Below are 19,544 nucleotides of genomic sequence, written 5' to 3'. Positions count from 1 at the left end.
TGAGTGGCTAACCGGCGGACGGCTTGCCAAAAACTTGGTCAAAGGCCCCAGGAGACACCGGAACCCGCTCGCCACGCTAGCTGTCTGACGACTTGCCACCCGATCGAGGGGCGCCCACCGTCGCACCCGCCTTGACCCCGTTGTCCTTACCGCCGGATGGTGTCTCGAAGGACTCCAACGCCTCCAGGACGTCCTGGACACGGGAGATCTCGGCGTTGATGTCCTCCCGGCGCCGGACGAGGACCTCCAGCTCGCGCTTGCCCTCCTCGACCGTGCGCCTGGCCTCGCGGATCGCCTCGGCCTTGAGCTCCTCGGCCTCCTTGATCAGCGAGGACCGCTTCTGCTCGGCCTCCTTCAGCAGGCCCTCGGCCTTCTTCACCGCGGCGATACGCACCTTGCCCGCCTCGGAGTTGGCCTCCGAGACCAGTTCCTTGGCCTTGGCCTGCGCCTTGGACAGCTGCTCCTCGGCGGCCTTGATGAGGGCGTCGCACCGGTCGCCGGTCGACTTCATCGTCTCGGAGGCCTCGCGGCGGGCCCGCTCGTGCAGCTCCTCGATCTCGTTCGTGATGCGGTCGCGCAGCTCCTCGGCGCGCTCTCTTATCGAGGTGGCGTCCCGGCGCGCGCCGACGAGCAGCTCATCCGCGTCCGTACGGGCCTTCTCCACCCGAGAGTTGCCCTCCACCGTCGCGTCGGAGACCAGCCGGTCGGCCTCCTTGCGGGCGGCGCCCACCATGGTGTCGGCCTGCGCCTCGGCGTCCGCGGTCGTCTTGTGCGCCTGCTGCTGCGCCTCGGTGAGCAGTTTGTCCGCCTCGGCGGTGGTCTCCGTGATGAGCTTGTCGACCTGCTCGGCCACGTCCTGGCGCCGCTTGCCGGCGTCCTTGCGGGCCTCGTCGAGGGTGCGCTCGGCCTCCTCGCGGGCGGCGGTCACGAGCCGTTCGGTCTGCGCGGCCGTCTCGGCCTTGAGACGCTCGGACTCGCTGCGGGTCCGCTCCGCGTGCTGCTGGGCCGACCCCACCGTCTCGGCGGCCTCGGCGCGCAGCCGCTCCGCGTCCGACGTGGCGTCCCCGACCAGCCTCTCGGCCTTGGCGAGCGCCTCGGTGCGCACCCGGTCGGCCTCCGTGACCGTCTCCGACTGCAGCCGCTCCGCCTCGGAACGCGCCTCGGTGATGAGGGTGTCGGCCTGCGTCGCCGCGTCCGAACGGATCCGGTTGGCGTCGTCGCGGGCGTCCGCCCGGGTGCGGGACGCGGCCTGCTCGGCCTCGGCGATCTTGTCTGAGGCCTCGGTACGGATCCGCTGCGCGTGCTCGGCGGCCTCCGAGCGCAGCCGGTCCGCCTCGGCGATCGCCTCGCCGACGGTGCGCTCGGCGAGCGACTTGGCGGCCTCGGACTCGTCGTTGGCCTCGCGCCGGATGCGGCCCGCGTCCTCGCTGGCCCGCTCCCGCTCGGCGTAGGCGTCGGAGCGGACCCGGTCCGCCTCCTCCTGGGCCTCCCGGCGGGTACGGTCCGCCGCGTGCTCGGCGGCGCTGCGCAGGCCGGTGATCTCCTCCTGCGCCTGCTCGTGCAGCCCCGACACGGAGTCGCGGACCTGCTGGGCGTGCTGCTCGGCCGCGGAGACCATCTCGGTGGCGCGCCGGTCGGCCTCCTCGACCAGCCGCACCGCCTCGGTCTGCGCCTCCTCGACCCGCTTGCGGGCGGAGGCAAGCAGCTCCTCGCTCTGCTCGCGGGCCCGCTCGCGCTCCTGGTCGGCCTCCTGGCGGGCGGAGCCGAGGAGTTCCTCGGCCTCGCGGCGGCGCCGGGTGGCCTCCTCCTGGGCGGCGGCCAGCGTCTCGGACGCCTCCGTGCCGAGCCGCTCGGCGGCGGCCTGCGCCTCCGCACGGACCCGGTCGGCGGTGTCCTGCGCCTCCGACTTCAGCCGCTCGGCCTCGGCCGCGGCCTCGGAACGCAGGCGTACGGCGACGGACTCGCCCTCGGCACGGGACGCGGAAGCGTCCGACGCGGCCTCGGTGCGCAGCCGGTCGGCCTCCTCCTCGGCCTGCTGCTGAAGCGTGCGGATCCGCTCGGCCGCCTCGGTGCGCAGCCGGTCGGTCTCCTCGCCGGCCTCGCGCCGGATGCGGGCGGCCTCCTCGCGGGCGTCGGACAGCGCCTGCTCGGCCGACGCGAGCCGCTGCTCGGCGTCGGTGTGAAGCCGCGTCAGCTCCTCGGCGGCCTCCGCACGGCGGGCCTCGACGCCGCGCTCGGCCTCCTCGCGCAGCTCACGGGCGGCGCGCTCGGCGTCGGCCTTGATGCCCTCGGCCTGCTCGACGACCTCCTCGCGGTGCCGCTCGGCCTCCTGGCGGGTGCGCTGAAGGGTCTCCTCGGCCTGCCGGCGCAGGGTCGTGGCCCGCTCGATGGCCTCGGTGCGGACCTTCTCGCTGTCCGTCGTGGCCTTCTGACGCAGGTCGTCCGCGTCCTGCCGGGCCTTGGAAAGCAGCTCCTCGGCGGTCTTTGCCGCCTCCTCGATCTGCTGGACGGCCTCCCTGCGGGCCTCCGCGCGGATCTTCTCGCCCTCGGCGACCGCCTCGGAACGCAGCTGCTCGGCCTCGCCGCGCAGCCGGCGGGCCTCCTCCTGCAGCTCGACCGTCTTGGCGCGGTACTCCTTGGTGTCGTCCTTCGCCGAGCCCTTGAGCTGCTCGGCGATGTCGTGCGCCTCGGAGCGCAGCCGGTCCGCCTCGGCCTCGGCCTCCCTGCGGATCCGCTCGGCCTCCTCGGCCGCGGCCTTCGTGGTGTTCTGGGCGTCCTCCTGCGCCTTGTTGAGGACGTCCTCGGCCGTCTTGGCCGCCTTGGACAGCTGGGTGGCGCTCTCCTCGGCGGTGATCGTGCGGGCCTTCTCGGCGGCCTCGGCGACGATCTTCTCGGCCTCGGCGCGGGCGTCGGTGACGACCTGCTCGGCGTCCGACTTGGTGCTCTCGGCCTCCTTGGTGGCCTCGCTGACCAGGCGGGCGACCTGCTCCTTGGCCGTACGCATGCGCTGTTCGTTGGCCGACTCGGCGCTCGACAGGGCCTTCTCGGCGGCCGTCGTGGCCTCGGCGACCAGCTTCTCGGCCTCGGACTGCGCCTTGCGCAGCGCCTCCTCGGCCTCCGTCATGCGCTGCTCGGCGGCGCGGCTGAGCTCGGTGGCCTGGCGGCGGGCGCTGTCCGACTCGGTCGCCGTGGAGCTGCGCAGCTGCTCGGCGTGGTCGGTGGCCTCCTGGGCCTGCGTGGACGCGGCGTTCAGCAGGCGCTCGGCGTCCGTCCGGGCCCGGAGCAGGATCTGCTCGGCCTCCGCGCGGGCCTCCTCCGCCGCGCCCGTGAGGCGCTGGCGGGCCTCACCGGTGAGCCGCTCGGCCTCGGCGCGCGCGGTCGCCATGGCCTGCTCGGCCTCGGCACGCGACTCGTCGAGGAGCCGACGGGCCTGCGACTCGCTGCGGGCGCGCAGCTGCTCCGCCCACGCCACGTTCTCGTTGACGTGCGACTCGACGGTCTGGCGTCGCTCGGCCAGCTCCTGGTCCAGCTGCTGGCGGCGCGTGACCGCCTCCTGGTGCAGCTCGGCCTGCAACCGTGCCGCGTTCTCCGCGTGCTCCTGGAGGATGCGCTGAGTCTGCGCCCGGGCCTGGCTGAGCTCCCGCTCGGCCTCCTGGCGCAGCTGGTCGGCCTGGACCTGGGCGTTGCGAAGCAACTGCTCGGCCTGATAGCCGATGTCCCCGCCCTCGAAGGAGGGCCGGGACATGATGGTCCGCCGCGCCTCGTGCAGCTTGGCGCGCAGCACCTCGACCTGGTAGCCGAGGTCCTCGGCGTGCTGGATCGCCTTTTCCCGCTCGGTCTTCAGCCGATCCATCTCGGCCTCGAACCGAGAGAGGTGGTCGACGTCAGCCGCCGGCTCTCGCTCCTGGCGTTCGTAGCCCCGCACTGCGCGGTCCCATCCGTCCCCTGGTCGCAAGTCTCTCCATACGAGCACCGTCCATCCGCCGAACGGGGCCCCCGGGGAATGGTGTCAGATCAACGGCGGAGCACGGGCTGTTGCCCCACCCTCGCCCCCCGAAACCCGGACCCCGGCTCGGTCCCGCCGTCAAAAGGCAGGGCCGGGTCGCCCTGGACTGAGCGGCGACCGCCCCCAACCCTACCGGCCCATATGTACGAGGGTCAGTGCTCAGGTGACTCAACAGGCGCCGAAGTGACCAGTTCTGTCAGTACGCCGTGGCAATCCTTTGGGTGCAGGAAGGTGATTCGTGACCCCATGGAGCCGCGCCGGGGCTCTTCGTACAGGACGCGTACGCCCTTGCCCTTGATGTCGGCGGCGTCGCCGTCCACATCCGCCGTACCGAAAGCGATGTGGTGGACACCCTCGCCGTTCTTGTCGAGCCACTTGGCGACGGTGGAGTCCGGGCGGGTGGGCTCGAGAAGCTGCAGGTAGGAGGCGCCGCCGTCCGAGGTGTCGTTGATCTTGAGCATGGCCTCGCGGACACCCTGCTCCTCGTTGACCTCGGAGTGGAACACCTCGAAGCCGTAGGTGGCCCGGTAGAACTCCACGGTCTTGTCCAGGTCGAAACAGGCGATCCCGATGTGGTCGATTCGCGTCAGCATGGAATTCAGTGCAGCGCGGCCGCGATGGTTACGCAACGTGCCAGCGATCACACCGACGGCCCGGTGACGGCACGGAGTGCCATCAGTACATTCGAAGTAAACCCTCGTTCACTCCTCGGCAGTGCAGCCGGAAGGGGATCGCACCTCATGTCTGGAACGAACAGCAGTACCTCGGTGATCGTCGCGGGGGCCCGTACGCCCATGGGGCGGTTGCTGGGCTCGCTGAAGTCCTTCTCCGGAGCCGACCTCGGCGGCTTCGCGATCAAGGCCGCCCTCGACCGTGCGGGGATCGGCGGCGACCAGGTGCAGTACGTGATCATGGGCCAGGTGCTGCAGGCCGGGGCGGGGCAGATCCCGGCGCGCCAGGCCGCGGTCAAGGCCGGCATCCCGATGAACGTCCCGGCGCTCACCATCAACAAGGTGTGTCTGTCGGGCCTCGACGCGATCGCGCTCGCGGACCAGCTGATCCGCGCCGGCGAGTTCGACGTGATCGTCGCGGGCGGTCAGGAGTCCATGACCAACGCCCCGCACCTGCTGCCGAAGTCCCGCGAGGGCTTCAAGTACGGCGCGATCGAGATGCTCGACGCGATGGCGTACGACGGTCTGACCGACGCCTTCGAGGGCATCGCGATGGGCGAGTCCACGGAGAAGCACAACACCCGCCTAGGCATCCAGCGCCCCGCGCAGGACGAGATCGCCGCCCAGTCCCACCAGCGCGCCGCCGCCGCGCAGAAGAACGGCCTGTTCGAGGCCGAGATCACCCCGGTCGAGATCCCGCAGCGCAAGGGCGACCCGGTCCTCTTCAGCAAGGACGAGGGCATCCGCGGCGACACCACGGCGGAGTCCCTGGGCAAGCTGCGCCCCGCCTTCTCCAAGGACGGCACGATCACGGCGGGCTCGGCCTCGCAGATCTCCGACGGCGCCGCCGCGGTCGTCGTCATGAGCAAGGCCAAGGCGCTGGAGCTCGGCCTGGACTGGATCGCCGAGATCGGCGCCCACGGCAATGTGGCGGGCCCGGACAACTCGCTCCAGTCCCAGCCCTCGAACGCCATCCAGCACGCCCTGAAGAAGGAGGGCCTGGAGGTCGCCGACCTCGACCTGATCGAGATCAACGAGGCCTTCGCCGCCGTTGCGGTGCAGTCAATGAAGGACCTCGGGGTCTCGTCGGAAAGGGTGAACGTCAACGGCGGAGCCATCGCCCTGGGTCACCCGATCGGTATGTCGGGTGCGCGGCTCGTCCTGCACCTGGCCCTGGAGCTGAAGCGGCGGGGCGGCGGCGTCGGCGCGGCTGCCCTGTGCGGCGGCGGCGGCCAGGGTGACGCGCTGATCGTGCGGGTACCAAAGGCCTGAGACCTCGTACGTTTCCTTTCTGAACGGAGCAGTGATGCAGGACGTCTCCACACTCGTCGCCCAGGCGAGGGAGGGCCGGCCGCGGGCCGTGGCCCGGCTGATCTCCTTGGTGGAGGGGGCGTCCCCGCAACTCAGGGAGGTCATGGAGACGCTGGCGCCGCTCACGGGCAACGCGTATGTCGTCGGCCTCACGGGTTCGCCCGGAGTCGGCAAGTCGACATCCACGTCGGCGCTCGTGACGGCGTACCGCAAGCAGGGCAAGCGGGTCGGCGTCCTGGCCGTCGACCCGTCCTCGCCCTTCTCGGGCGGCGCGCTGCTCGGCGACCGGGTCCGGATGTCGGACCACGCCTCCGACCCCGGCGTGTACATCCGCTCGATGGCGACGCGCGGCCACCTGGGCGGCCTCGCGTGGGCCGCCCCGCAGGCGATCCGCGTCCTGGACGCCGCGGGCTGCGACGTGGTGCTCGTCGAGACGGTCGGGGTCGGCCAGTCGGAGGTGGAGATCGCCGCCCAGGCGGACACGAGCGTCGTCCTGCTGGCCCCGGGCATGGGGGACGGCATCCAGGCGGCCAAGGCGGGCATCATGGAGATCGGTGACGTGTACGTCGTCAACAAGGCCGACCGTGACGGCGCCGACGCCACCGCCCGCGAGCTCAACCACATGCTCGGCCTCGGCGAGTCCCGCGGCCCCGGCGACTGGCGCCCGCCGATCGTCAAGACGGTCGCCGCCCGCGCCGAGGGCATCGACGAGGTCGTGGAGGCCCTGGAGAAGCACCGCGCCTGGATGGAGGAGCGCGGAGTCCTCACCGAACGCCGCCGTGCTCGCGCCGCCCGCGAGGTCGAGACCATCGCCGTCACCGCCCTGCGCGAACGCATCGCGGACCTGCACGGCGACCGCAGGCTCGGGGCACTGGCGGAGAAGATCGTCGCCGGCGAGCTGGACCCGTACCGGGCGGCGGACGAGCTGGTGGAGGGGCTTACGGGGGCCTGACCTCCCAAGCGCCCCGAGAGCTTTCCCCGTGGTCAACTGCCGCCCCCCGCTGTTAGGTTGACCCTCATGTACCTCCTCTTGGCATAGGGCACGCCCTGCCCGCGCACGGCGAACGACCGCTCGGTCGTGACCGGCGCGGCGCTCCGGCGTCCCCTTTTCCGCCTCGAGTCGAGGAACTCCCGTGTCTTCCACACACGACGTGCGGCCTTCGTATGCCGCCGTTCTCCGGATCCCCCACGCCCGCCGTACCTTCGCCGCAGCCCTGATCGGCCGGCTGTCGTACGGCATCGCCCCCCTGTCCGTGATGCTCGCCGTGACCCGGGCCTCCGGGTCGTACGCGGTGGCGGGCATGGTGATGGCGCTGTTCTCCGCGACCAGCGTCTTCCTGTCGCCCGCGAGAGCGGCACTCGTCGACCGGTACGGGCCGCGCGGGGCGCTCGTGCCGATGGTCGCGGCCCACACCGGGCTGCTCGGGCTGCTGGCGGTGCTCCTCTGGCGTCCCGGTGCCGCCTCGCCGTTCGTCCTCGCTGCCGTCGCCGCCCTCGCCGGTGTCTGCACTCCGCCGCTCGGGCCCACCATGCGGGCCGTGTGGGGGCGGCTGGCCCCGGACCGGGCGCTGATGCAGCGGGCATACAGTCTCGACGCCGTCGCCGAGGAACTGCTCTTCGTCTCGGGGCCGTTGCTGGTGGGCCTGCTCGTCGGGTTCGCCCCGCCGGCGGCCGGCATCGTCATGGGCGCGGCGCTGATGGTGGTGGGAACCGCCGGGTTCGTGTCGTCGCCCGCGGTGCGTGCCGTGCCGGCCGGCGGGCGCGAGCCGGGGCCGGATGCGGCCGGGCGGCGGGTGTTGCGCGGACTGGGCCGGCCGGTGATCGCCGCGGCGGCGGTCGGCCTGGCGCTGGGCGTGGTCGACCTGCTGGTCGTGGCCTTCGCGGAGGGGCACGGTCACGGCGTCGGCAGTGCGGCCTGGGTGCTCGCCGCCCTGTCCGCCGGAAGCGCCGTCGGCGGGCTGCTCAACGGCGCCGTCGAGTGGCGTGCCTCCGCCGGGACCCGGCTGTCCGTGCAGGCGGCCGGCCTGGGGCTGGCGCTGTGCGGCGCCGGGCTGGCGCAGGGGCTCGGCACCCTGGCCGTGGCGGTCGCGGTCGCCGGTGTCTTCGTGTCCCCGCTGATCACCACCGCGTACCTCATCGCCGACGAGGTCGCCGCGCCCGAGGCCCGGGTCCAGGCCGGAGCCTGGGTCAACACGGCTGTCAACGCGGGCATCACGGGCGGTGCCGCGGCGGCGGGCGTGCTGGTCGGGCGGCTGCCGGCGGGGGTGTGCTTCGCGGTCACCGGTGCGGTGATGCTGGTGACGGCGGTGGCCGTGGCGCGGGGCGCGGCACGCGAAAAGGGGTACGGGACATCCCGTACCCCTCGTGTGACGCGCTGACGACCTGACGTCAGTCGTCGTCGCCGTCGTCCTGACCGTTGTCCTGGGCGATGTCGTCGTCGTGGTCCTGGGTGACCTTGCCCGTCTTGAGGTCGACCTTCCACTCGCCCTTCGTGGTCTCCACGCTCCAGGCCGCGGGGCCGTCGTCGTCCAGGTCGACGTCGGTGACGGTGCCCTTCGCAGCGCCGGCCTCGGCGGCCTCGCGGGCGTCCACGCTCGCGCCCTTCAGCGCGGTGAGGTCCTCGCGGCCGTCGTTGTCGTCGTCGTCGCGCTGGGCGCCGACGACCTTGGCGGTGTCGGGGGAGACCTGGACGCTGTACTCGGTGCCGTCGCCCTTGACGACGTTCACGTCCCAGGCGCCGGCGCCGTCGTCGTCCCGGTCGGCGGAGACGGCCGTGCCCGGCGTGTTCTTCAGCGCGGCGGCGATCGCGTCGGCGGCGCTGATCTTGGAGACGCGGACCTCGGTGGCGTCGTCGCTCCGGTCGTCCGCGGCCTCGCTGCGGTCGTCGGTCGCGTCGTCGTTGCGGTCGTCGGCGTCGTCGCTCCGGTCGTCGTCGGCGACCCGGACGTTCGTCTGACGCTGGGTGGGCGCGTTGCCGTCGTCGGCCGACGCGTAGGCCGCGACGGTGCCGCCGCCGACCAGAGCCGCGGCGGTGACGGTGGCGATGACGATGTTGCGCTTCATGGGGTTTCCCTCCCAGAGTGTTGCGTTTCACGACGGTTCACGACGCTTGGTGTCGTTTCATGTCGCTTGGTTTCGACGGGAACCAATCTGCCGAACCGACGCTGAGAGGAACCTGAAGCCCCCTGAAGAGATCTTCAGCTTCGCTTTGCCAGGCTGTACCCATGCGCCCGCCCGTCACCCACCACCACCCTGCTCGAGACGCTTCGCGTCGCCCCTTTCGATTGTTGATCGTGGAGGACGAGAAGCGGCTGGCCCTGTCGCTCGCCAAGGGCCTGACCGCCGAGGGGTACGCCGTGGACGTCGTCCACGACGGCCGGGAGGGGCTGTTCCGGGCCTCGGAGGGGTCGTACGACCTCGTGATCCTCGACATCATGCTGCCCGGCATGAACGGCTACCGCGTCTGCGCTGCCCTGCGCGGAGCCGGCCACGACGTGCCGATCCTGATGCTGACCGCCAAGGACGGCGAGTACGACGAGGCCGAGGGGCTGGACACCGGCGCCGACGACTACCTCACCAAGCCGTTCTCGTACGTCGTCCTCGTCGCCCGGGTCAAGGCACTGCTGCGGCGCGGGGGACAGGGCGCCGGGGCCTCGCCCGTGCACGTCCACGGCGACCTCAAGGTCGACACGGCCGCCCGCCGGGTCTTTCTCGGCGAGGACGAAGTGTCCCTCACCACCAAGGAGTTCTCGGTCCTGGAGCAGCTCGTGCTGCGGGCCGGCGAGGTGGTGTCCAAGGCCGAGATCCTGGAGCACGTCTGGGACTTCGCGTACGAGGGCGATCCGAACATCGTCGAGGTGTACGTCAGCACCCTGCGGCGCAAGCTGCGCGCGGGGCTCATCAAGACGGTCCGCGGCGCCGGGTACCGACTGGAGGCGGAACGATGAGACGGCTCTTCGGCTCGGTCCGGTCACGGGCCACACTCGCCGCCACCCTCGTGGTGGCCGTCGCTCTGGTCGCGGCCGGCGCCGCGGTGCTGCTGTCGCTGCGGTCCAGCCTGATCGACAAGGCGGGCAGCGAGGCGGAGCGCACGGCGCAGAACGTCGTCGCCCAGCTCGTAGCCGGGAAGTCGTACGACCAGCTGGACATCGACGACGACAGCCCGGTCCAGGTCGTCGACGCGAACGGCCGTCTCGTCGCGGCCACCGAGGACCTTGAGCGGATCAGCGGCACGGGCACCGACGCAGTGCAGCCGCAGCCGCGCAAGGGTGACGCGGGGGGCATGGGCAACCCCGCCGGTTCGGGCGGCGAGGACGCCGACGACGAGGCGGACGACGGCCAGGGTGACGGTTCGGGCGACGACACGGCCCAGCACGCCGGCGAGATCGGCGAAGTGAGCGAGCTCAGCGACGGCTCCGCGACGATCGACGGCGACACCGCCGACTACCGCTTCGCCGCCGTCCCGGTGGAGACCGACGACCGGGGCACGCTCACCGTCCACGCCGGCGGCTCGCTGGAGGCCGAGCAGAGCGCCGTGAACTCCGCGCTCACCGTCATGCTGATCGGCTTCCCGCTGCTGCTCGGCGTCGTCGCGGCCGTGACCTGGCTGGTCACCCGGCGCGCACTGCGTCCGGTGGAGGGCATCCGGCGTGAGATGGCCGCGATCACCGCGTCCGAGGACCTCGCCCGGCGCGTGCCGGAGCCGGACACGCACGACGAGGTCGCCAGGCTCGCCCGCACCACCAACGAGACGCTGGCCGCGCTGGAGACGTCCGTGGAGCGCCAGCGCCGGTTCGTCGCCGACGCCTCGCACGAACTGCGCAGTCCGATCGCGTCCCTGCGCACCCAGCTCGAAGTGGGCGCCGCCCACCCGGAGTTGCTGGACGTGCCGGGCGCGGTGGAGGACACCGTACGACTGCAGCGCCTCGCCGCCGACCTGTTGCTGCTCGCCCGCCTGGACGCGGGGGAGGGGCCCGGCGACAAGCGGGTCGATCTGGGCGAGGTGGCGCGGCGGGAGGCGCGGGGCCGGGAGAACGTGGCTGTCGAGGCGGACATCGCCGAAGTGGCCGGGTCCCGGGGACAGTTGGAGCGGGTCCTGGGCAACCTGCTCGACAACGCTCAGCGGCATGCCCGGGAGGCGGTCACCGTGTCCGTCGGGCGGGACGGGGACTGGGCGGTAGCGGCTGTGGCCGACGACGGGGACGGGGTGGCCGAGGCCGACCGGGAGCGGATCTTCGAGCGGTTCGTACGGCTGGACGAGGCCCGCACCCGCGACGACGGCGGCGCCGGGCTCGGACTCGCCATCGCCCGGGACGTGGCCGCACGCCACGGTGGCACACTCACGGTCCGCGACGCCCCGGCAGGCGGCGCCCTGTTCGAACTCCGCCTGCCGCTCGCCTAGACCCTTCAGTCCCTACCCGGGTGTCACGGACGTCCGCGCTGCCCGCGCAGGTGCTCCGCGATCGGCTTCAGGGCCTTGTCGAGCTCCGTCAGGGCGTCGGTGGACAGCAGGTCGATGAAGTGTCTCCGCACGGACGCCACATGGTGCGGCGCGACCTTCTTCATCGTCTCCATGCCGTGCTCGGTGAGGACCGCGTAGAGCCCGCGGCGGTCGGACTCGCAGTTCTCACGGCGGACCAGGTTCGCGTTCTCCATGCGGGTGATCTGGTGGGAGAGGCGGCTCTTGGACTGGAGGGTGGCCGACGCGAGGTCGCTCATCCGCATCCGTACGTCCTCCGACTCGGAGAGGTTCACCAGGATCTCGTAGTCGTTCATTGTCAGGCCGAACGGCTGCAGGTCTTTTTCGAGCTGGTACGTCAACAGCCTGTTGACCTCCAGGTGGGTGCGCCAGGCGCACTGCTCCGCATCGGTCAGCCAGCGGGTGGCCGTTTCGGTCTCCATGAATGAAGTCTACCTAAAAAGTTGAAAGGCGAACTAGTGAGGGTTTTCTGTGACGGGACCGTGTGCGCACACGTTCGATGTCACACTCCGCAGACTACCGCTCACAGCCCGAAGCGACGCTGGAGGTCTCCCAGCTGTCCGGGAAGGCGCGGTGCCCCGGCCTGTTGTGAAGGGCCTGTGTGCGTCCCTCCGGAACCAGGCACTCCGGGCTCCGGCGGAACCGCACCCGTGGCCTGCTCGGCCATGAGGGTCTCGCTCGACTGGAGCAGGACCGTACCGGCTCCGACGAACTCGAACTGATGCTCCTCTCCGGAGGCCCCGCCGAGGCCTGTCAGTGCACGTAGACCGCCCATCAAGCCGGTCATGTAGCCATGGTCGTAGTGATGGCACGGGGAGGGGCAGTCGGCCCAGCCGACGAGTGCCTGTGGGTCCACCCGGATCGGGGGTTCCATGAACACCACCGGACCGTTAGATGCGGCCACGAACTTTCCGGTTCCGATGAGTGTCAGAAAACCCGGCACGATCGACTGCTTGAGAGCAAGAGTTGGCTGAAAAGCGAGCAGGTTGCCGGAGCGAATGGTCAGGTTGCCGTCTTCGAGGTCGTACGAATTCACGTCGAAGGCCCGGTCTGCCAGCAGCATCTTGCCGTTGCCCTCCGCCACGACCCAGTCGCTCGCGTGCAGTGGCGAATGGAAGGACGTACGGACAAGTCGGTCGAGTCGACCGTGCCCGACGCCGTTGAAGTCCATCGAGCCGTAGTAGGCGATCATCTTCCCCTTCTGCAGGAACCACTGGCTCCCCTTGAGCTCCACGCAGAAGGTGTAGGCGTTGACGTTGTCGTCGGACGGCAGCGACATCGGGTCGAGGACCGCGGGGCCGCCGGGGGTTCCGTAGGGGGCGCTCACAGTTTCTCCTCAGACGCCTGGACGTACACCGCACCGTTGCCGCTGAGCTCCAGCTGGAAGGCCTCGCCGGAGCCGCGGCCCACCATGTCGCGCCAGCCCAGGGCCGTGGACAGCTTGTTGCGTACGTCGCCGTGGTGGGCGACGTAGGCCTGGGGGTCGACGTGGACGGGCCGCTGCGGGGTGATCGGGATCTCGAAGACGCCCCCGTGCGCCATGACGGCCACGGCCCCGTGCCCCTTGAGGGTGGTCGTGAACAGTCCCTGTCCGCTGATCTGCCCGCGGACCATGCCCATGACCCCGCCCTGCGAGCCGAGGAACATCGTGCCCTGCTGAAGGGTGCCCTCGAAGGCGAGGAGGCGGTCCGCCTCGACGCACATGGTGTCGCCCGCGAGGTTGATCACCTGGACATGGTGGCCGCCGTGCCCGAAGAGCACCGTGCCGTTGCCCTCGACGGTCATCAGCGGGGTGTCCTCGTTCGCCACCCGGCGCCCGATCATCGACATGATCCCGCCCTGTCCGCCGGCGGTGTTGGGGGTGAAGGACACCTCGCCCTTGTAGGCGAGCATCGCCCCGCGCTGACTGAACAGCCGCTGCCCCGACATGACGGTCGCCTCGACCATCTTGGAGTTGATCTCACGGAAGGTCATCTCAGACATCCCCCGCGATCGTGTTCCGCTCGCTCGGCTGTACGTACACCAGCCCGTCCCCCTCGAACCGGATCTGGAAGGCCTCGCCACCGCCCTCGCCCATGAAGGTGCGGAAGGTCACACCGGACTGGAAGGACTGCCGCAGATTCCCCTGGTGGGCCACATAGGCCCCCGGGTCAACAGTCAGCGGATACTGCGCACTGACCCGCAGCACGACCGCAGGCCCGTCCGACATGATCGCCGCCTGTCCGTGCCCTTCAACGGTCGTCGTGAAGAGCCCATTGCCCTGTGAGGCACCGCGCATCCCGGTGAAGGACGTACCGGTCCGCAGCCCCCCGTCCGTGGCGAGCAGATTGCTCGACTCCACGTAGAGCTTGTCTCCCTGGAGGTTCACGAGATTGATCTCGGAGGCACGGTCCGCGAACCAGCACGTCCCATGCCCCTTCACCTCCATCAGCGTCATCTGCTCACCGGTGAGCCGCCGGGTCACCATGCCCCGGATGCCCTCACCGCCGCCGCTCATCTTCTTGAAGGCCATCTGCCCGTCGTACGCGACCATCGAGCCGTTCTTCGCCTTCACGGCATCGCCGGTCATGTCGACGGCGAGCACCTTGCTGCCTTGCAGTCGGAACATCGCCACGCAGCGAAGGTAGCCGCCGGGGGCCTGCCGCCAACAGATCCCAGAGACGGACTTCACCCCTGACGGCACCCGGATCCGCAGGACGCGGAGACCTTGTCATCCACCCGATGCCGACCCGGTGGCCGACGTTTGCCACAATGGGTGAAGGTTTGTGCTTGTGTTCACAAGCTGATCCGAGCAGACCGACGTCTCTCCCGAACCCACCGAAGGTGACCCGTGGACATCAAGACCGCCACCGCCCTCCGCCGCCTCCGCCTCGTCTCGGCCCCCGAGGCGGTGTCGTTCCTGCTCCTGCTCGTCTGCTCGGTGCTGAAGCGGACGACGGACTTCAACGCGGTGCCCGTGATGGGCATGATCCACGGCGTTCTCTTCATCCTGTACGTGATCTTCTGGGCGGACGCCTGGAACCGCACCAAGTGGTCGCTGAAGACCGCCGCGTTCTACTTCGTCCTCTCCGTCCTGCCGACCGGCGGCTTCTTCGCCGAGCGCAAGCTCAAGCGCGAGGCCGAGGACGCGGTGATCGCCACCCGCGCCCGCAAGGAAGGAATCGTGGGCGCATGATCGTCGCGTTTTCCGTGACGCCGCTCGGCGTCGGCGAGGACGTGGGGGAGTACGTCGCCGACGCCGTACGCGTGGTCCGTGAGTCGGGCCTGCCCAACCGTACCGACGCGATGTTCACCTCGATCGAGGGCGACTGGGACGAGGTCATGGACGTGGTCAAGCGCGCCGTAGCGACCGTCGAGGAACGGGCCCCGCGCGTATCCCTGGTCCTCAAGGCCGACATCAGGCCCACAGTGACGGACGGCCTCACCTCAAAGGTGGAAACGGTGGAGCGCCACCTGGCGGAGTAGTGCGCGTATCCCCGCGGCGCGGCACCCGCGTACGGCGCGAAGGGGACGTGCCGGGGGTGTCCGCCCGCAGCGTCGGGCGTCAAGAGACAGCCCCTCTTGCCCGACATCAACCGCCCGACCGAGGACGGACACCCCCCGGCACGGCCCCGACCCCCGACGCGCCGTCAGGCGCTACACGCACCCCCACCGAACAGCAACGGGCCGCCGCAGGCACAGCCGCGCACCCCCACGCAGCGGCACAGGCCGCCGCAGGCATCCCGCCCCAACTGGCGGAGCCTGACGCAGCGTCGGCGGCCGCCGGACACACAAGCACGGCCAGTTCCCCCCTTTGGCCCGCATGGCTCGCGGACCCCAGAGCCCTGACCCACGATGAAGGCTCAGGGCCGAAACCCGCGTTCGCGCTGGTGGACACGGACGGCCGCCGCTTGCTCCCGCGAAGGAAGGGTCTGCCGGATGACCACTTCGCCCTTTACATCCCAGTCGGCGTTCGACGGCTCCAGGATGCGTGTCCTGCTTCTCGTCGACCTCCACGAAGGTGCCGAGCAACAGTTCCTGGACGCCTACGAGCACATGCGCGACCGAGTCGCGTCGGTCCCCGGCCACCTCGGTGACCAGCTGTGCCAGTCCCTGGAGAACCCGTCCCAGTGGCTCATCACGAGCGAATGGGCCACCGCCCCGCCGTACCTCGCCTGGATGAACAGTGAAGAGCATCTCGAGACGGTCCGGCCCCTGCAGAGCTGCGTCCGCGAGCTCCGCTCGATGCGGTACGGCATCGTCCGCGAGACCGGCGGCGTCCGCCCGGAAAAGGCCGGCGGACTCCAGACGGCCGTAAGGGTGGGCGACGGTGTGATCCGCCACGCCCTGACCTTCACCGTCAAGCCCGGCTCCGAGTCCAAGGTCGCGGAGATCCTCGCCGGATACGCCCCGCCCGAGGCCCGCGTGGACGACACCACGCGGCTGCGCCGCACCACTCTCTTCATGCACGGCAACCGGGTCGTCCGCACGGTCGAGGTGGAGGGCGACCTGATGGCGGCCCTGCGCCACGTCTCGCGCCAGCCCGAGGTGCGGGCGGTCGAGGAGGCCCTCAACCCGCATCTGGAGCAGCATCGGGACCTGGCAGACCCCGAGTCGGCCCGGACGTTCTTCATCCGCGCGGCCATGCCGCCCGTACACCACGTGGCACGCGGCGGCCCGGAGCCGGACGGCATCAAGCGGCACGCCCTGTACTACCCGGCCCGCAAGGGCTGCGGAATGGCGCTGGCCCGGCTGCTCTCGCAGCAGGACGAGACCGCGGCGGCCGACCCGGCCGGCCCCGTGCACCGCAGCACCGTCTTCCAGCGCGAGGACATCGTCGTCCGCCTCATCGACGTACGGGGTGATCCCGAGACCGACCCGGTCATGACGCTCGGCATCCAAGGCCCGAGGAAGGCCGCGGTGCTGGCCCGGCTGCTGGACACCGACGCGCTCGGCGTGGCCGGACCGTTCACCGGCGGGCGCGAGGCGACCCGCCTCCTGACGCACGCCGACATGGCGCTGATCACCGACCGCAGGGCCGCCGATCGCAGGGCTGCGCAGTCCTGACCGCGCAGGGACCATCACCCCACCGAACGACCTGGAGACAGACCATGGACAAGATGCGCCCGCGCGTCGTGGACGTGAAAGAGATCGAGCCCAACCGCAAGCGCGGCGGCGACCTGCGCACCCTGCTCACCCCGGTCACGGTGGGTGCCACGAGCGGCTTCATGGGCCTGGCCATCATGCGGCCCGGTGAACGCATCAGCGAGCACTACCACCCGTACTCCGAGGAGTTCATCTACGTCGTCGAGGGCAGGCTGGAGGTCGACCTCGATGGAGAAACGTTTTCCCTCCGTTCCGACCAGGGCCTGATGATCCCTATCGACATGCGGCACCGGTTCCGCAACGTCGGTGACGAGGAGGCCCGCATGGTCTTCCATCTGGGCCCGCTCGCGCCGAACCCCAAGCTCGGCCACGTCGACACCGAGGCACCGGAGATCAGCGACGACATCACGCCGTACCCGCTGGTCCAGGAGGAGGGCGGGCAGCCCGAGCGACCCGGAGTGCTCTCGTGACCCGGCGCGTGGCGGTCACCGGTATAGGTGTGGTCGCCCCCGGCGGGACCGGGGTCCAGGCATTCTGGGACCTCCTCTCCAACGGCCGTACGGCGACCCGCGGCATCACCCTGTTCGACCCCGAGGGCCTGCGGTCCCGGATAGCCGCCGAGTGCGACTTCGACCCCCTCGCGCACGGCCTCGAACCCGACATCGCCGAACGCGCCGACCGGTACATACAGTTCGCCCTGGTCGCCGCGCAGGAGGCCGTCACCGACAGCGGTGTCGACTTCGCCGCCGAGGACCCCTGGCGCGTGGCCGTGTCCCTGGGCAGCGCGGTGGGCGGCACGACCCGGCTGGAGCACGACTACGTCCTGGTCAGCGAGCACGGGCAGCGCTGGGACGTCGACCACCGCAACGCCGAGCCGCAGCTGCACCGGGCGTTCTCGCCCAGCACGCTCGCGGCCGACGTCGCCGAACGGTTCGGCGCCCAGGGCCCGGTGCAGACCGTGTCCACCGGCTGCACCTCCGGACTCGACGCGGTGGGCTACGCCTTCCACACCGTCGAGGAGGGCCGCGCCGACATCTGCATAGCCGGGGCGTCGGACTCGCCGATCTCCCCGATCACCATGGCCTGCTTCGACGCCATCAAGGCCACGTCACCCAACAACGACGACCCCGCGCACGCCTCCCGCCCCTTCGACGCCCACCGCGACGGGTTCGTCATGGGCGAGGGCGCCGCCGTACTCGTCCTGGAGGAGCTGGAGCACGCCCGGGCGCGCGGCGCGCACGTCTACTGCGAGATCGGCGGCTACGCCACCTTCGGCAACGCGTACCACATGACCGGACTCACCAGTGAGGGCCTGGAGATGGCCCGCGCCATCGACGACACGCTCGACCACGCGCGCGTGGACCCCACCGAGATCGACTACGTCAACGCGCACGGCTCGGGCACCCGCCAGAACGACCGGCACGAGACCGCCGCGGTCAAGAAGTCGCTGGGCTCCCACGCCTACGACACGCCGATGAGCTCGATCAAGTCCATGGTGGGCCACTCGCTCGGCGCGATCGGCGCGATCGAGGTCGTCGCCTGTGTGCTCGCGCTGGCCCGCCAGGTGGTACCGCCGACGGCGAACTACGAGACCCCCGACCCCGAGTGCGACCTGGACTACGTCCCGCGCACCGCTCGCCCCCGCAGGCTCGACAACGTGCTCTCCGTGGGCAGCGGCTTCGGCGGGTTCCAGTCCGCGGTGCTCCTGACGGGGCCGACTGGGAGGAGACGACGATGAGTGGTCGACGCACCCGGCGCACAGCGGTCACCGGAGTCGGTGTGATCGCGCCCAACGGCCTGAACGCGGACACCTACTGGAAGTCCGTGAAGGAGGGCGCGAGCGTACTGGACCGGGTCACCCGGGAGGGCTGCGAGCACCTTCCGCTCCGCGTCGCCGGAGAGGTCCGCGGATTCGACCCGTCGGCGCTGATCGAGGAGACCTTCCTCGTCCAGACCGACAAGTTCACCCACTTCGCACTGGCCGCCGCCGACGCCGCCCTGCAGGACGCGGGACTCAGCAGCAGCGCCGCCGACTCGCCGTACTCGGTCGGTGTGGTCACCGCGGCCGGGTCCGGCGGCGGCGAGTTCGGCCAGCGGGAACTGCAGAAGCTGTGGGGCAAGGGATCCCGGTTCGTCGGGCCCTACCAGTCCATCGCCTGGTTCTACGCCGCCAGCACCGGCCAGATCTCCATCCGCAAGGGCTTCAAGGGCCCCTGCGGGGTGGTGGCCAGCGACGAGGCGGGCGGCCTGGACGCCGTCGCGCACGCCGCACGGGCGGTGCAGCGGGGCACGGACGTGGTCGTGGTCGGGGCAGCGGAGGCGCCGCTCGCCCCGTACTCGGGTGTCTGCCAGCTCGGCTACCCCGAGCTCAGCACCGTCGAGGACCCGGCCCGCGCCTACCGTCCCTTCACCTCGGCGGCCTGCGGTTTCGTGCCCGCCGAGGGCGGTGCCGTGCTGGTCGTGGAGGACCTGGACCGGGCACAGCGCCGGGAGGCGGCCGTCCGGGCCACCGTGGCGGGACACGCGGCCACGTTCACGGGTGCCTCGCGCTGGGACCGGTCGCGGGAGGGCCTCGCGCAGGCCATCCGCGGCGCCCTGGACGAGGCCGGCTGTGCGCCGGAGGAGATCGACGTGGTCTTCGCCGACGCGATGGGCGTGCCCGACGCGGACCGTGCGGAGGCGCTGGCCCTCGCCGACGCCCTCGGCCGGCACGGCACCCGAGTGCCGGTCACCGCCCCCAAGACCGGCATCGGGCGGTCGTACTGCGGGGCGCCCCTGCTGGACATCGTGGCCGCGGTGCAGGCCATGGAGCACGGGCAGGTACCGCCGACGCCGGGCGTCTTCGACATCTGCCACGACATCGACCTGGTGACCGGGACGGCACGCCCGGCCGAGCTCCGTACGGCCCTGGTCCTCAGCCGGGGACTGATGGGCTCCAACGCGGCGCTGGTCCTTCGCCGGGGCCCCGAACCTTCCGCATAGAACGACAAGG

18 protein-coding genes are annotated in these 19,544 nt (G+C 71.1%); 11 read left to right on the top strand and 7 right to left on the bottom strand.

Annotated features, from left to right (window positions below):
• Nucleotides 1-76: 76 nt before the first annotated feature.
• Together scy and mce are read right to left on the bottom strand one after the other, a co-directional pair.
• Nucleotides 77-3,925: a polarized growth protein Scy gene (gene scy, locus OHO27_RS12795; RefSeq protein ID WP_328423345.1), complete on the bottom strand. Its 3,849-nt coding sequence runs from the start codon at nt 3,923-3,925 to the stop codon at nt 77-79.
• A gap of 233 nt (nt 3,926-4,158) precedes the next feature.
• Complete coding sequence (gene mce / locus OHO27_RS12790) at nt 4,159-4,599, bottom strand: methylmalonyl-CoA epimerase (RefSeq protein WP_234762212.1); 441 nt, start codon at nt 4,597-4,599, stop codon at nt 4,159-4,161.
• 147 nt (nt 4,600-4,746) lie between these two features.
• Here mce and OHO27_RS12785 point away from each other — a divergent pair, with 147 nt between their 5' ends.
• From OHO27_RS12785 to OHO27_RS12775, 3 genes are all read left to right on the top strand, one after another.
• Nucleotides 4,747-5,949: an acetyl-CoA C-acetyltransferase gene (locus OHO27_RS12785; protein ID WP_328423341.1), complete on the top strand. Its 1,203-nt coding sequence runs from the start codon at nt 4,747-4,749 to the stop codon at nt 5,947-5,949.
• A gap of 34 nt (nt 5,950-5,983) precedes the next feature.
• A complete protein-coding gene (gene meaB, locus OHO27_RS12780; protein WP_328423339.1) occupies nt 5,984-6,940 on the top strand; it encodes a methylmalonyl Co-A mutase-associated GTPase MeaB in 957 nt (318 codons plus the stop codon).
• A 181-nt stretch (nt 6,941-7,121) separates the two neighbouring features.
• Nucleotides 7,122-8,366 carry an MFS transporter gene (locus tag OHO27_RS12775; protein WP_328423337.1) on the top strand — a complete coding sequence of 415 codons (1,245 nt, stop codon included), beginning with the start codon at nt 7,122-7,124 and terminating at the stop codon, nt 8,364-8,366.
• Between the two features lie 10 nt (nt 8,367-8,376).
• On the opposite strand, the gene OHO27_RS12770 is transcribed toward OHO27_RS12775, so the two are convergent.
• The gene (locus OHO27_RS12770; RefSeq protein WP_328423335.1) at nt 8,377-9,051 is read right to left on the bottom strand and encodes a PepSY domain-containing protein; all 675 of its coding nucleotides are present in this window, start codon (nt 9,049-9,051) and stop codon (nt 8,377-8,379) included.
• Between the two features lie 161 nt (nt 9,052-9,212).
• Between OHO27_RS12770 and OHO27_RS12765 the strand changes: the two genes are divergently transcribed.
• Together OHO27_RS12765 and OHO27_RS12760 are read left to right on the top strand one after the other, a co-directional pair.
• Entirely contained in the window at nt 9,213-9,935 is a 723-nt protein-coding gene (locus OHO27_RS12765; RefSeq protein WP_328423333.1) for a response regulator transcription factor, read from the top strand.
• Nucleotides 9,932-11,389, top strand: coding sequence for a sensor histidine kinase (locus OHO27_RS12760; RefSeq protein WP_328423331.1), 1,458 nt, complete (start codon nt 9,932-9,934; stop codon nt 11,387-11,389). The genes OHO27_RS12765 and OHO27_RS12760 overlap by 4 nt, the downstream gene beginning before the upstream one ends.
• A gap of 23 nt (nt 11,390-11,412) precedes the next feature.
• On the opposite strand, the gene OHO27_RS12755 is transcribed toward OHO27_RS12760, so the two are convergent.
• The 4 genes from OHO27_RS12755 to OHO27_RS12740 all read right to left on the bottom strand — a co-directional run bounded on the left by OHO27_RS12755 (nt 11,413) and on the right by OHO27_RS12740 (nt 14,075).
• Nucleotides 11,413-11,889, bottom strand: a complete 477-nt coding sequence (locus tag OHO27_RS12755) for a MarR family winged helix-turn-helix transcriptional regulator (RefSeq protein WP_328423329.1) — start codon at nt 11,887-11,889, stop codon at nt 11,413-11,415.
• 101 nt (nt 11,890-11,990) lie between these two features.
• Complete coding sequence (locus OHO27_RS12750; RefSeq protein ID WP_328430414.1) at nt 11,991-12,746, bottom strand: AIM24 family protein; 756 nt, start codon at nt 12,744-12,746, stop codon at nt 11,991-11,993.
• Nucleotides 12,747-12,790: 44 nt separating this feature from the next.
• Nucleotides 12,791-13,441 (bottom strand): AIM24 family protein, encoded by a 651-nt coding sequence (locus OHO27_RS12745; protein ID WP_328430413.1) that lies wholly within the window; start codon nt 13,439-13,441, stop codon nt 12,791-12,793.
• 1 nt (nt 13,442) lies between these two features.
• Nucleotides 13,443-14,075 carry an AIM24 family protein gene (locus OHO27_RS12740; RefSeq protein WP_328430412.1) on the bottom strand — a complete coding sequence of 211 codons (633 nt, stop codon included), beginning with the start codon at nt 14,073-14,075 and terminating at the stop codon, nt 13,443-13,445.
• 222 nt (nt 14,076-14,297) lie between these two features.
• On the opposite strand from OHO27_RS12740, the gene OHO27_RS12735 reads away from it, so the two are divergent.
• The 6 genes from OHO27_RS12735 to OHO27_RS12710 all read left to right on the top strand — a co-directional run bounded on the left by OHO27_RS12735 (nt 14,298) and on the right by OHO27_RS12710 (nt 19,534).
• The gene (locus OHO27_RS12735) at nt 14,298-14,642 is read left to right on the top strand and encodes a DUF3817 domain-containing protein (protein ID WP_328423328.1); all 345 of its coding nucleotides are present in this window, start codon (nt 14,298-14,300) and stop codon (nt 14,640-14,642) included.
• Entirely contained in the window at nt 14,639-14,932 is a 294-nt protein-coding gene (locus tag OHO27_RS12730; protein ID WP_328423326.1) for an MTH1187 family thiamine-binding protein, read from the top strand. The genes OHO27_RS12735 and OHO27_RS12730 overlap by 4 nt, the downstream gene beginning before the upstream one ends.
• Nucleotides 14,933-15,385: 453 nt before the next feature.
• Nucleotides 15,386-16,513, top strand: coding sequence for a SchA/CurD-like domain-containing protein (locus OHO27_RS12725; protein WP_328423324.1), 1,128 nt, complete (start codon nt 15,386-15,388; stop codon nt 16,511-16,513).
• Nucleotides 16,514-16,557: 44 nt separating this feature from the next.
• The gene (locus tag OHO27_RS12720) at nt 16,558-17,022 is read left to right on the top strand and encodes a cupin domain-containing protein (RefSeq protein WP_328423322.1); all 465 of its coding nucleotides are present in this window, start codon (nt 16,558-16,560) and stop codon (nt 17,020-17,022) included.
• Nucleotides 17,019-18,290: a beta-ketoacyl-[acyl-carrier-protein] synthase family protein gene (locus OHO27_RS12715; RefSeq protein ID WP_328423320.1), complete on the top strand. Its 1,272-nt coding sequence runs from the start codon at nt 17,019-17,021 to the stop codon at nt 18,288-18,290. The genes OHO27_RS12720 and OHO27_RS12715 overlap by 4 nt, the downstream gene beginning before the upstream one ends.
• On the top strand, nt 18,287-19,534 hold the full coding sequence (locus OHO27_RS12710) for a ketosynthase chain-length factor (protein WP_328423318.1): 1,248 nt from the start codon (nt 18,287-18,289) through the stop codon (nt 19,532-19,534). The genes OHO27_RS12715 and OHO27_RS12710 overlap by 4 nt, the downstream gene beginning before the upstream one ends.
• Nucleotides 19,535-19,544: the final 10 nt, after the last annotated feature.

It is taken from the genome of Streptomyces sp. NBC_00443 (assembly GCF_036014175.1).
Classification (GTDB): Bacteria; Actinomycetota; Actinomycetes; order Streptomycetales; family Streptomycetaceae; genus Streptomyces.
Note: the sequence above shows the minus strand (reverse complement) of the source record. Positions and strands in the feature narration are given on the sequence as shown.